General features: G+C 70.9%; 13 protein-coding genes. 6 read left to right on the top strand and 7 right to left on the bottom strand.

The window, feature by feature from the left end; all coding sequences use genetic code 11:
- Positions 1-44 precede the first annotated feature (44 nt).
- The 4 genes from ACZ4N5_RS27085 to ccsB are packed head-to-tail and all read left to right on the top strand — an operon-like array spanning position 45 to position 4,410.
- Positions 45-662, top strand: coding sequence for a TlpA family protein disulfide reductase (locus ACZ4N5_RS27085; RefSeq protein WP_467759644.1), 618 nt, complete (start codon positions 45-47; stop codon positions 660-662).
- Between the two features lie 50 nt (positions 663-712).
- Positions 713-1,450 (top strand): cytochrome c biogenesis CcdA family protein, encoded by a 738-nt coding sequence (locus ACZ4N5_RS27090; RefSeq protein WP_467759779.1) that lies wholly within the window; start codon positions 713-715, stop codon positions 1,448-1,450.
- Between the two features lie 3 nt (positions 1,451-1,453).
- Positions 1,454-3,292, top strand: a complete 1,839-nt coding sequence (gene resB / locus ACZ4N5_RS27095) for a cytochrome c biogenesis protein ResB (protein WP_467759645.1) — start codon at positions 1,454-1,456, stop codon at positions 3,290-3,292.
- The gene (gene ccsB / locus ACZ4N5_RS27100) at positions 3,289-4,410 is read left to right on the top strand and encodes a c-type cytochrome biogenesis protein CcsB (RefSeq protein WP_467759646.1); all 1,122 of its coding nucleotides are present in this window, start codon (positions 3,289-3,291) and stop codon (positions 4,408-4,410) included. The genes resB and ccsB overlap by 4 nt, the downstream gene beginning before the upstream one ends.
- A gap of 39 nt (positions 4,411-4,449) precedes the next feature.
- On the opposite strand, the gene ACZ4N5_RS27105 is transcribed toward ccsB, so the two are convergent.
- The 5 genes from ACZ4N5_RS27105 to ACZ4N5_RS27125 form a co-directional block, all read right to left on the bottom strand.
- Complete coding sequence (locus ACZ4N5_RS27105) at positions 4,450-5,559, bottom strand: hypothetical protein (RefSeq protein WP_467759647.1); 1,110 nt, start codon at positions 5,557-5,559, stop codon at positions 4,450-4,452.
- Between the two features lie 141 nt (positions 5,560-5,700).
- Positions 5,701-6,651 (bottom strand): isopenicillin N synthase family dioxygenase, encoded by a 951-nt coding sequence (locus tag ACZ4N5_RS27110; RefSeq protein WP_467759780.1) that lies wholly within the window; start codon positions 6,649-6,651, stop codon positions 5,701-5,703.
- A 181-nt stretch (positions 6,652-6,832) separates the two neighbouring features.
- On the bottom strand, positions 6,833-7,291 hold the full coding sequence (locus tag ACZ4N5_RS27115) for a nucleoside deaminase (protein ID WP_467759648.1): 459 nt from the start codon (positions 7,289-7,291) through the stop codon (positions 6,833-6,835).
- Positions 7,292-7,428: 137 nt separating this feature from the next.
- Positions 7,429-8,073, bottom strand: coding sequence for a class I SAM-dependent DNA methyltransferase (locus ACZ4N5_RS27120; protein ID WP_467759649.1), 645 nt, complete (start codon positions 8,071-8,073; stop codon positions 7,429-7,431).
- A 40-nt stretch (positions 8,074-8,113) separates the two neighbouring features.
- A complete protein-coding gene (locus tag ACZ4N5_RS27125) occupies positions 8,114-9,097 on the bottom strand; it encodes a quinone oxidoreductase family protein (protein WP_467759650.1) in 984 nt (327 codons plus the stop codon).
- A 137-nt stretch (positions 9,098-9,234) separates the two neighbouring features.
- On the opposite strand from ACZ4N5_RS27125, the gene ACZ4N5_RS27130 reads away from it, so the two are divergent.
- Positions 9,235-9,570, top strand: coding sequence for an ArsR/SmtB family transcription factor (locus ACZ4N5_RS27130; protein ID WP_467759651.1), 336 nt, complete (start codon positions 9,235-9,237; stop codon positions 9,568-9,570).
- Between the two features lie 112 nt (positions 9,571-9,682).
- Positions 9,683-10,705, top strand: a complete 1,023-nt coding sequence (locus ACZ4N5_RS27135) for a DMT family transporter (RefSeq protein WP_467759652.1) — start codon at positions 9,683-9,685, stop codon at positions 10,703-10,705.
- Here the strand turns inward: ACZ4N5_RS27135 and ACZ4N5_RS27140 are convergent.
- Both ACZ4N5_RS27140 and ACZ4N5_RS27145 read right to left on the bottom strand, forming a co-directional pair.
- A complete protein-coding gene (locus tag ACZ4N5_RS27140; protein WP_467759653.1) occupies positions 10,590-11,495 on the bottom strand; it encodes a LysR family transcriptional regulator in 906 nt (301 codons plus the stop codon). The two genes, ACZ4N5_RS27135 and ACZ4N5_RS27140, sit on opposite strands and share 116 nt — an antisense overlap.
- A gap of 1 nt (position 11,496) precedes the next feature.
- Positions 11,497-11,895 carry a PLDc N-terminal domain-containing protein gene (locus ACZ4N5_RS27145; RefSeq protein WP_467759654.1) on the bottom strand — a complete coding sequence of 133 codons (399 nt, stop codon included), beginning with the start codon at positions 11,893-11,895 and terminating at the stop codon, positions 11,497-11,499.
- Positions 11,896-11,944 lie beyond the last annotated feature (49 nt).

An 11,944-nucleotide genomic window follows, 5' to 3' on the forward strand; every position in this document is an offset into this window, starting at 1 on the left:
GGGGGTGCGGAAGATCCCCGAAACGGGCATGCGAAACTTTTCACATGAGTGCCGCCTGCCGCGCAGACCAGCGCCCGAACCGCACCCGCGTCGCCCTGTTCACCGCAGGGGCCGCCGTCGCCGCGCTCGTCCTGTCCGCGTGCGGATCCGGCGGCACCTCCGGCGGCGCGGGCAACAGCAACTACGTCTCCGGCAAGGACGGCATCTCCACCGTCGCCAAGGGGTCCCGGGACGCCGTCCCGGACCTCTCCGGCAAGACCGTCGACGGCAAGCAGCTCGACGTCGCGGACTACAAGGGCAAGGTCGTCGTCCTCAACGTGTGGGGCTCCTGGTGCCCGCCGTGCCGCGCCGAGACGCCGAACTTCGTCAAGGTCGCCAAGGAGACCGCCGGGCAGGGCGTGCAGTTCGTCGGCATCAACACCCGTGACGCCAGCACCTCACTGGCGAAGGCCTTCGAGACGGAGCAGAAGGTCACGTATCCCAGCCTGTACGACCCGACGGGCAAGCTGATGCTCCGGTTCAAGAAGGGCACGCTCAACCCGCAGACGATCCCCTCCACGCTCATCATCGACCGGGACGGGAAGATCGCGGCCCGCACGCTGCAGGCTCTCAGCGAGGACAAGCTGCACGAGATGCTCGACCCCATCCTCGCGGAGAAGTGACCGGCGTGTCCCTTCTCCTGGCCTCCACGAACCTCGCCGCCCCGACCGGAATGAACACCACGGTCTACAGCGGCGCCCTGCTGCTCGCGCTGCCGATCGCGGTGCTCGGCGGGCTCGTCTCGTTCTTCTCGCCGTGCGTCCTGCCGCTCGTGCCCGGCTATCTGTCGTACGTCACCGGAGTCAGCGGCACGGACCTGGCGGAGGCCCGACGGGGACGGATGGTCGCGGGGGCCAGTCTGTTCGTGCTCGGCTTCACCGCCGTGTTCGTCTCCGGCGGGGCGCTGTTCGGGTACTTCGGCTCGACGCTGCACGAGTACAACGGCACGCTCAGCAAGGTCCTCGGCGCGCTGATGATCGCGCTCGGCGTGTTCTTCATGGGGCTGATGCCCTGGCTCACCCAGCGCGAGTTCCGCTTCCACCGGCGGCCGGTGACAGGGCTCGCGGGGGCGCCGGTCCTCGGCGCGCTGTTCGGCATCGGCTGGACGCCGTGTCTGGGCCCGACACTCACCTCCGTCAACATGCTCTCCATGGACCAGGCGAGCGCCGGGCGGGGGGCCATACTGACCGTCGCCTACTGCCTCGGCCTGGGAGTGCCCTTCGTCCTCGCCGCGGTCGCCTTCCGCAAGGCGCTCGGCGCGTTCGGCTGGGTGAAGCGGCACTACACCTGGGTGATGCGGATCGGTGGCGGAATGATGATCGTGACCGGCCTGCTCCTGCTCACCGGTGCCTGGGACGGCATCGTGCAGCAGATGCAGACCTGGTCCGACGGCTTCACGGTAGGGATCTGATCCATGAGCACGACCGACACCGGCAACACGTCCGAGTCCGCCGCGACGCCGCAGGACGAGGGCGCGCCGGACCCGGCGAGCACCAAGCGGCACATCGGGGTGAGCGCCGACGGCGAACTCGGCGAGGCCGGTTCGCAGCTGTCCACCGCGCCCGTGGAGACGGCGATGCCCGGCTCCTTCGGCGGCGCTCGGACACCGGGCGCCCTGGGATGGATCGCCTGGACCGCCCGCGAGGTGACCGGCTGGGCCCGCTGGTTCTGGCGCCAGCTGACGTCGATGCGGGTCGCGCTGATCCTGCTCTTCCTGCTGTCGCTCGGCGCCATCCCCGGATCGCTGATCCCGCAGTCCGGCACCGACGCGGCGAAGGTGCAGGACTTCAAGGACGCGCACAGCGTGCTCGGTCCGGTCTACGACCGGCTCGGTCTGTTCCATGTGTACAGCTCGGTGTGGTTCTCCTCGATCTACATCCTGCTGTTCATCTCGCTCATCGGCTGCATCGTGCCCCGCACCTGGCAGTTCGTCGGGCAGCTGCGCGGCCGTCCGCCGGGCGCCCCCAAGCGGCTGACCCGGCTGCCCGCGTACGCGACCTGGCGCACGGGGGCCGAGCCCGAGCAGGTCCGCGAGATCGCGCTCGAGGTGCTCAAGCAGAAGCGGTTCCGGGCGCACATCGAGAAGGACGCCGTCGCCGCGGAGAAGGGCTATCTGCGCGAGACCGGCAACCTGCTCTTCCACATCGCGCTGATCGTGATGCTCGTCGCCTTCGCCTGGGGCCAGCTCTTCAAGTCCGAGGGCGACAAGCTGATCGTCGAGGGCGACGGCTTCTCCAACACGCTGCTGTCCTACGACGACTTCAAGTCCGGCAACCTCTTCAGCACCGACGACCTGACGCCGTTCAGCTTCGACCTGAAGAACTTCACCGGCACCTACGAGCGGACCGGCCCCAACAAGGGCACGCCCCGCACGTACCAGGCGGCCGTCACCTACAGCGTGGGCGCCTACGGCAAGGACAAGAAGACGCTCGTCAAGGTCAACGAACCGCTCGAGATCGGCGACACGAAGGTCTATCTGACCGCCCACGGCTACGCGCCCACCGTGACCGTCCGGGACGGCAAGGGCAACGTCGTCTTCCACGACGCCGTGCCCATGCTGCCGCAGGACGGGAACGTCACCTCGGTCGGCGCGATCAAGGTGATGGACGGCTATCGGAACGCGCAGGGCCGCAGCGAACAGCTCGGCTTCTCCGCCTTCTTCGTGCCGACCTTCGCCGGGGCGGGCAAGGGCACCATGTTCTCCCAGTTCCCCGCGCTCGACTACCCCGTGCTCGCACTGAGCGGCTTCCACGGAAGCCTGGGCGTCGACGCGGGCCTGCCGCAGAACGTGTACCAGCTCGAGACCGCCCACATGAAGCAGTTCAAGGACGCCAAGGGCGAGATCGTCAAGTCGCGGCTGCGGCCCGGCGAGACGATGACGCTGCCGGACGGCGCCGGTTCGATCACCTTCGACAAGGACATCAAGGAGTGGGCGAACTTCCAGGTCACCCAGCAGCCCGGCAGTGACTGGGCGCTGGCCGGGGCGTTCACCGCGATCTTCGGACTCGCCGGGTCGCTGTTCATCCAGCGCCGCCGAGTCTGGGTGCGGGCGACCACCGGCGCCGACGGTGTCACCGTCGTCGAGATGGCCGGGCTCGGCCGCAGCGAGTCCGCGAAGCTTCCCGAGGAGCTCGGCGACCTGGCCGCGCTCGTGCACGAACAGGCACCCACCAAGCCCGACGAAGACGCGGCACCCACCGACGCCGACGCCGAACCCCCCGTACCCGCCGCTGAAGGGTCTGAGAAGCAGTGACGCTCGCCACCGCACACGACCTGGGCGCCGTGACCGATCTGGCCACCGCGACCAACGAACACCTCGCCAACATCAGCAACACGCTGATCTACTCCGCGATGGCCGTCTACACCCTGGCCTTCTTCGCCTACATCGCCGAGTGGCTCTTCGGCAGCCGCAGCAAGGTCGCCCGCACCGCCAACGCGCTCACCGCGAACGGCGCGAAGGCGGCCACGGCGGCCCCCGAGGTCACCGTGCAGAAGGCCGGCGGCACCGCCGTGCTGGAGCGGCCGAAGGTCGTCACCCGGTCCGCGGCGGGCGCGCGGGACGTACCCGACGGGCCCGGTGCGCACGGCGGGGACGAGCAGGGTGACCTCTACGGGCGTATCGCGGTGTCCCTCAGCGTGCTGGCGTGGGCCGTCGAGGCGGCCGGCGTGCTCGCCCGCGCCATGTCCGTGGGCAGGGCGCCGTGGGGCAACATGTACGAGTTCAACATCACCTTCTCCACCGTCGCCGTCGCGGTGTTCCTGGTCCTGCTCGCGCTGAAGAAGAACGTCCGCTGGCTCGGCCTCCCCCTGATCACCACGGTCCTTCTCGATCTCGGTCTCGCCGTCACGGTCCTGTACACCGCGAGCGACCAGTTGGTTCCCGCGCTGCACTCGTACTGGCTGTACATCCACGTCTCGACCGCGATCCTGTGCGGCGCCGTCTTCTATGTGGGTGCCGTCGGCACGGTGCTGTACCTCTTCAAGGACTCCTACGAGAACAAGCTCGTGAACGGCGGAGAGCCCGGCCGGTTCGCCACCTCCGTCATGGAGCGGCTGCCCGCCTCGGCCTCGCTCGACAAGTTCTCCTACCGCGTGAACGCCGCCGTCTTTCCGCTGTGGACGTTCACGATCATCGCGGGCGCGATCTGGGCGGGCGACGCCTGGGGCCGCTACTGGGGCTGGGACCCCAAGGAGACCTGGGCGTTCATCACATGGGTCGCCTACGCCTGCCACCTGCACGCGCGCGCCACGGCCGGCTGGAAGGGCCGCAAGGCCGCCTACATCGCCCTGATCGCCTTCGGCTGCTGGCTGTTCAACTACTACGGCGTCAACATCTTCGTCGGCGGCAAGCACTCCTACGCGGGAGTCTGACCCGCCCGGACGCGCCAAGGCCGGCCCCGGTGACCCGAGTCACGGAGGCCGGCCTTCGTCGTACGCGCGGGGTGCCGTCGGGTGCAGCGGCGGCAGCGAGACGAGCAGGGCCCGTGAGGACGGCGAGATGCCGGGTCGCCAGCCGGTCTCCCGGGCCGCCTCGGGCAGGGCGAGCCGGCCCGCGTTGCGCAGCGCCGGATGCGCGTAGCCCCGTAGCGCGGCGAAGAACACCGCCTGGTCCCTGATGCCGTCGGCGCGGTCGCGCAGGACCGGCTCCAGGAGTCCGAGGCCCGCGGGCTCCTGGACGTTGTCGATCAGCAGGACCGGGCGTCCGCGCCGGTGCGAGCGCTGCACCATCCCCGCGTAGGCGTCGTCGAGGTCGGCCAGCAGCGCCCGTACGAGATGGCGTTCGGCGTGTCTGCGGGCGTCGCCGCCCGCCCGGAAGTGCCGGGAGAGCAGGATCAGCGCGAGTTTGGGGCTGCCGCCCGCGTTCGGGTAGTCCCGGTACCAGGTGGCGGCCCTGCGAAGCCGGCGGTGGGCCGGGGAGACGCCCTCCGTGAACGCCTCCAGGGTCGCCTCGATGGTCGGCTCCACCACCGGACCCGTCCCGCTCATCGACGCGACGAGCTTGGAGATCACCTTGCTCACCCAGCGCCCCGCGAACCCCGACAGCCAGGAGTCGGCCTCGTTGAGCAGCAGGATCCGCTCCGCCTCCAGTCGGACGCGTGGCACGTCGCGGTCGTCCCAGCCGGCCGCCGCCACGGCCAGCAGCCCGGACGACAGCCGCGGAAAGGCGATCCTTCCGGCGCCCTTGACCGGTTCGGCGAGCTGCTCCGCGGCCGTGGTGAGCGCCTGCCCGACCGGCGACCAGGACTGCGCCGGACGTTCGGCGGGCGGCACGGTGAACTGCCGTTCCTCGCCGTCGATCAGGGCGATGGGGGTGTGCCCGCGATAGGCGTCGCGCAGGGCGAGGAGCACCGCGGTCTTGCCCTGCCCCCGGCCGCCCGCGAAGACCACGAAGGGCGGCTCCGCGGGGTGTTCGTACGGTGTGGCGTCGAGCTGGTGCGGACGCAGACCGACCAGTCGTGACGCGAGTCCGGGCGGATCGGTGTCGAACAGCGACCCCCGACTGTGAAGCTCTGTGTGCACCGCATCTCCCCCTGGTCAGCGGTCCGGTCCGAAGTGCTGCTGTGAGGTGTATCAACAACTGGTGAAGAAGGGGCAGTTGGTTCGGGATAGGTGACTTGGCGCCCGCTCGGCGCTCGTTCGCTTTCGAAAGTGTCCCGTCGTTCAGCCGACAGTGATCGAATCGAGCTTCTGGCGCAGATAGGTATGGGAGTCGACGGGTTCGTACGCGACGCGGCCCACGGGGGCGGGCACCGACTCGACCCGCGTTCCCGGTGTGCACTCGCCGAAGTACACGAGCGAGATCAGCTCCTCGGCGGGCGCGTCGGCGGGCGGCGGCAGCACCCGGTGCCGTCCCGAGCGCCATCGGTCGCCGGTCCAACGGGCCATGAGATCACCGATGTTGATCGTGAACGCCGCCGGGTCGAAGGGCGCGTCCTGCCAGCCGTCCTCGTCCGTGAACACCTGGAGCCCGCCCTTGCCGGCCTGCCGGTCGAGGATGGTGACGGTGCCGAAGTCGGTGTGCGGCCCGATGCGGAACTGGCCCGGCAGGGGCTCGCCGACGGCCTCCGTGCCCGGATACCAGTTGATGTTGAAGCCGTACGTCGGGTGGTCCATGTGCCGGGTGAAGAAGTCCGGTTCGAGGCCGAGCGCCTCGCCGAGCAGCTCCAGCAGGTGGTTCTCCAGCTCGCCCATCGCCGCCAGGTACTCCTCGCAGAGCTCGCGCAGCTCCGGGGCCTCGGCGGGCCAGACGTTCGGCGCGTACCACTCCGCGTTGGTCTCCGGGTCCTCGAACGGCTCGCTTGTCGCGAACGTCAGTGACTCCTTGAGGTCCGGCGGGGTCTCGGTGCCCTCCGCGTAGCCGTTGGCCTCGGCGCCCGGCCCGAGCCAGCCGCGCCCGCCGACCCGGGCGGCGTACGGCTGTTTCGTCCCGGCGGGCAGTGCGAAGAAGGCACGGGCGGTCTCCCTCAGGCGGCGGCGCAGTTCCGGGTCCACGCCATGGCCGGTGACGAGCAGGAAGCCGGCGGTCCGCAGGGCGTCGTCGACGGTGCGGGCGACGGTGGCGCGGGCCCCGGGGTCCCCGGAGAGCCAGGGGCCCAGGTCGACGGTGGGGATGCGGGTCGGCGCCGGGGCGACGGGACCGCTCGGGCCGTCCGCCGTGCCGCCGTCCGCCGTGCCGGGGCTGCCTCCGGACGAATCCGCGGGAACGGCTGCTTCTGCGGGAACGGTCGATTTCGCGGGAGCGGCCGATTCCGCCGGAACGGTCGAATCCGCGGGAAGGGCCCCCGCCCTCGGGTCACTCACCGATGTCCTCGTTCCACAGAGCCGGGTTGTTCTTGATGAAGTCGCGCATCAAAGCCGTGCACTCGGGATCGTCGAGCAGCATGATCTGTACGCCGTGCTCGGCGAGCCAGTCGTGACCGCCGTGGAAGGTGGCCGCCTCGCCGACGACGACGCGCGAGATGCCGAACTGCCGGACCAGACCGCTGCAGTACCAGCACGGTGACAGGGTGGTCACCATGGTCGTACCGCGATACGTCCGCTGCCGTCCCGCGTCGCGGAAGGCGGCCGTCTCGCCGTGCGCCGAGGGGTCGCCGTCCTGGACGCGGCGGTTGTGACCGCGGCCGAGGAGGGTGCCGTCCGCGCCGTACAGCGCCGCCCCGATGGGGATACCGCCCTCGGCGAGCCCCGCGCGGGCCTCCTCCAAGGCGGTGGCGAGCCATGCGCGGGCCTGTGCCTGATCGATGCGCTCCATGGTTCCCACTCTCCTGCGGGACTCCAGTCTCCTGTGGCCGGAACACGAGGGCAATGCGGGTAAGCACCCTCCCGGCGCGACGGGGCCGTCCGGCGGGAGGTCAGCGGCGGTGGGCGCGCAGGGGTCGCCCGGGGTCGTCAGCCGCTCTCCGGCCTGCGGGCCAGGATGAAGGCCTGCGGGGTCTTCTCCGGGCCCTCGGCCTCGCGGACTAGGCGGGCAACCTCGAACAGGCCCGCGTTCCTGAGGAGTTCGGCGACCCGCTCGGGCGGGAAGCGGTGGACGTCGAGGTCCACGTCATGGCCGTACGCGTGCTCCAGGCGGACGCGTTCGGCGCCGACCTTGAAGGCGATGAGCAGATGGCCGCCGGGGGCCAGGACACGGTGGAACTCGGCGAACATCACGGGGAGTTCGTCGATCGGCGTGTGCACGGTGGAGTACCAGACGAGGGCTCCGGCGAGCGTGCCGTCCCCGAGGTCGAGGCCGGTCATCGTGCCCACCTCGAACCGCAGATGGGGATGGGTCCGGCGGGCCACCGCCACCATCCCCGGCGACAGGTCGATCCCGAACGCGTCGAGCCCCAACTTCTCCAGATGGACCGTCACCCGCCCAGGCCCGCACCCGAGATCCGCCACGGCCCCGCCCCCGCCGGCCCGCACCCGCTCCGCGAACGCCGCCAGCATCGCGAGGTTCAGCGGTCCGCCCAACTGGTCCTTGAGCAGCTCGGCGTAGTCGGCGGCGACGGTGTCGTAGGAGGCGCGGGTGGCGTGGAGGCGAGTCGTCATGGCGGGGAAGGGTAGACCGGGGGTCCGACACTCACGGCCGTCACCGATCCGAATGCGCCACCCGCAGCAGCAACTTGCCCGTGCTCGTCCGCGACCCCATCAGCGCGTGCGCCTCCCCGGCCGCCTCCAGGTCGAACTCCGCCGTCACCGGCAGCGTCACGGTGCCGTCGGCCACCGCCTCGAACGCGCGCGAGGCGATGTCGCGGAGGGCGGCCGGGGCCGTCCTGGCCAGGCCGAGGATCGAGAACCCGCCGACCGACAGGCCGGTCGGGTTGAGCTCCGGCTGGCCCACCGCCCAGGGCTCCTCCGAGCTCGCGTTGCCGAAGGCGACCAGACGGCCGAAGGTGGCGAGGGAGGCGAGGGAGGACCGGAAGGTCTCGCCGCCCACCGGGTCCAGCGCCAGGTCCACTCCGCGGCCGGCGGTCGCCGCGCGGACCTCGTCCCGGAAGGGACCCACGAATACCTCGTCGTAGCCGTGGCCGAGGGCGTATGCGGCCTTCGGCGCGCCGGACACGACGCCGTACACCGCGCCGGCCCCGGCCGCCTTCGCCAGTTGGCCCAGCACCGTGCCCACGCCGCCCGCCGCGCTCTGGACGAGCACCGTCTCGCCGGCCTTGAGCCGGCCCACGGTGTGCAGCAGCCCGTACGCCGTGGGCAGGACGGTGGGGAGAGTGGCGCCGGGGCGCAGACCGACACCGTCGGGCAGCGGGAAGACCGTGACGGCCTCGGCCACGGTGACGTCCGCGTAGGCCCCGCCCTCCGTCAGCGCCGCGACCTCCTGGCCGGCCCGCAGTCCCGTCACGTCCGGGCCGACCGCCCGGATCCGGCCCGAGACCTCCAGGCCCGGTACGAAGGGCAGACGCGGTACGCGGTAGCCCTGCGACCTCGCCAGCAGATCGGCGAAGTTCACGCCCGCGTAGGCCACGTCGATGCTCACCTGCCCGGGGCCCGGCTCGGGGACCTTCGCCTCCACGACCCGCAGGACCTCGGGACCGCCGTACTCCTGGAATTCGACCGAACGCATGGCACACCCCTGGTTGATGCTCGGCAGGACAGCCGGCGCCCCGCGCCCACTGTTCAATGAAAAGCGAACACTCGAGAGTGTATGGTTTTCATCGAACACTCGGCAAGCGGATCGGGAAAACACCAGGGAGGCCCGGCGTGGCGGAGCGGACCAGTCATCGGGCGGCGCCCGAGCACACCCACCCCGACGAGGTCCCCGTACCGGCCGCCCTCGCGGCCCTCGCCGATCCCGTGCGGATCCAGCTCGTCAGGGAGCTGGCGGGGTCCGCGGAGTGGAGCCGCAGCTGCGGCAGCTTCGACGTGCCCGTCGGCAAGGCGGCTCTCAGCCATCACTTCGCCGTACTGCGCGGAGCCGGACTCGTCGAACAGCGCGACGAGGGCCCCAAGCGCGTCAACCGGCTCCGCCGGCCGGAGTTCGACGCCCGCTTCCCGGGCCTCCTCGCCCTCGTCCTGCGCGAAGAGCCGGCCCGCTAGCTCCCGCCCCGCCCGTCGGCCGGTAGAGGCATCGGCGGCGCCGATGGGGCCATCGGCAGGACGCCCCACTGGCCCGTGGCCCGCCACCGGTCCCCGCTCCTACCTTCGGGGCATGACCTCCGCCACCGCAGTCGCGAACACTGAGAACAAGGGCGCCGCCCAGCTGACCGCCGCCATGATGCTCTCCGGCACCCTCGGCGTCTTCGTCGTCGAGTCCGGCGCCTCGCCCTTCAACGTCGTCTTCTTCCGCGTCCTGTTCGGGGCGCTCGCCCTCGGCGGCTACGCGCTGGCCCGGGGATACTTCCGGGGCCACGGGTTCACCCCGCGCAAGCTCGGACTCGCCGCGCTCGGCGGGGTGTTCATCGTCTTCAACTGGGTCCTGCTCTTCCAGTCGTACGAGAACACCTCGATCTCCGTCGCCACCGTCGTCTACCACACCCAGCCGTTCTACGTGGTGCTGCTGGGCGCCCTCCTGTTCCGTGAACGGCTCACCGCCGCCAAGGCCGGCTGGATCGCGCTGGCCTTCGCCGGTCTGGTCCTCGTCTCGGGCGTCACCCCGGCCGACTTCTCGCACGGCGGGGCGTATCTCACCGGCGTCGGGCAGGCCCTCCTCGCCGCACTCCTGTACGGGCTGTCCACCCTGGTCACCAAGCGCATCACCGGCGTACGGCCGCACCTCATCGCGCTCGTCCAGGTCCTCGTCGGCATCCCGCTGCTGCTCCCCTTCGCCGACTTCGGCGCGATGCGCGGGACCGGCGCCGACTGGGGCTGGCTGGTCGGGCTCGGAGTCGTCCACACGGGCCTGATGTACGTCCTGATGTACGCCGCGTACGCCAAGCTCCCGACCGCGAAGATCGCGGTGCTCGCCTTCACCTACCCGGCCGTCGCCATGGTCATGGACTGGGCGGTGTACGGCCACCACATCGGCCTCGTCCAGGCCCTCGGCGTCCCGCTGATCGTGACGGCCAGCCTGAAGGTCACGCTTCCCCGCGCCGCCGGGAGCGGCCCGGCCGCCCGGATCACTCGGACCGACCGGTCTCCTCGGACACCAGTTGCCGTGCCCGCTCCACGAACAGCCGCGCATGAGCCGGAAGCCGCTTCCCGGCCCGCCACGCCAGTTGCGTCCGAAGCGTGAACGGCGGTTCCCAGCGCAGTCGTACGAGCTCGCCCCGCGCCAGTTCCGCGGCGACCGTCACCTCCGGCAGCAGCGCGATGCCGAGGCCGGCCGCCGCGGCCCGTTTGGTCGCCTCGATCGTGCCGAACTCCGTGAAGTCGACGGAGGAACCCTCCGGGACACGGGAGTTGAGCTCCCGCTCGAACAAGTCCCGGTAGGCGCAGCCGGGTTCGGTGGCGAGCAGCGACCGGCCCGGGAGATCGGCGGTGTCCGGTGCCGTGCCGGCGAGCGGATCGCCGGGCGCGGCGACCAGCGCCAGTGGCTCCACCGCCAGCACCGCGACCTCCAGACCCGCGTGCTCGGTCTCCTCCTCCATCAGGAAGCCGACGTCGTACGTGCCCTGGAGCAGCGCCCGGCGGGTCTCGTCGCCGATGGTCGTGCGCAGCGACAGCCGGACCCGGGGGTGACGGTGGTGGAAGAACTCCAGGAGCGGCAGCAGCCGGTACGAGGTGAGGGACTCCATCGTGCCGACGGTGAGGGTGCCGGAGGGCTCCTCGGCGCCGACGACCGCGGCCCGCGCCTCGTCGGTCAGCTCGATGATCTGCCGGGCGTAGGGCAGCAGTCGTTCACCGGCCTCGGTCAGCCGGATCCTGCTGCCCAGCCGGTCGAAGAGTTCCGTGCCGAGCGAGGTCTCCAGGGCGCGGATCTGGCTGGTCACACTGGACTGCGCGTACGCCAGCTCGGCAGCGGCCCGGGTGAAGCTCAGTACGGTCGCGACCTTCTCGAAGGTCACCAGCAGGCGCAGTTCCACCTCAGGACTCTTCGTCGGTCCTGCTCTGCTCCTCGCGCCGCTTCAGCTCGTCCTCGCGGCGCCGCAGGTCGGCCTCCCAGTCCTTCAGGAGGGCCTCGTCCTTGCGGTTCTCGGCCTTGAGGGACTGGAGGAACTCGGGGTTGTCGTCGGGAGCGACGAACGTCGTCCGGTGGTTGCGGTGCCACTCGGAGGGCGTGGCGCCGGCGCCCGGACCCCTGCGGTTGCGGCCCGCGACGAGCCAGACGACGGGACCGACCAGGATCTCGCCGAAGAGCAGGATGATGATGATCCAGACCACCTTGGGCAGGCCTCGGACCTCCTCCTCCGGCGTGTTCAGGCAGTCGATGAAGGCGTAGATCATCAGCGCCAGAACCAGCAGAAACGGCAGATACCTGAGCATGACCGAACGTTCCCCCAGTGAACGGTGGCGGGGCGGCACGGGCCCCCCG

Source organism: Streptomyces sp. NPDC026500 (genome assembly GCF_055567635.1).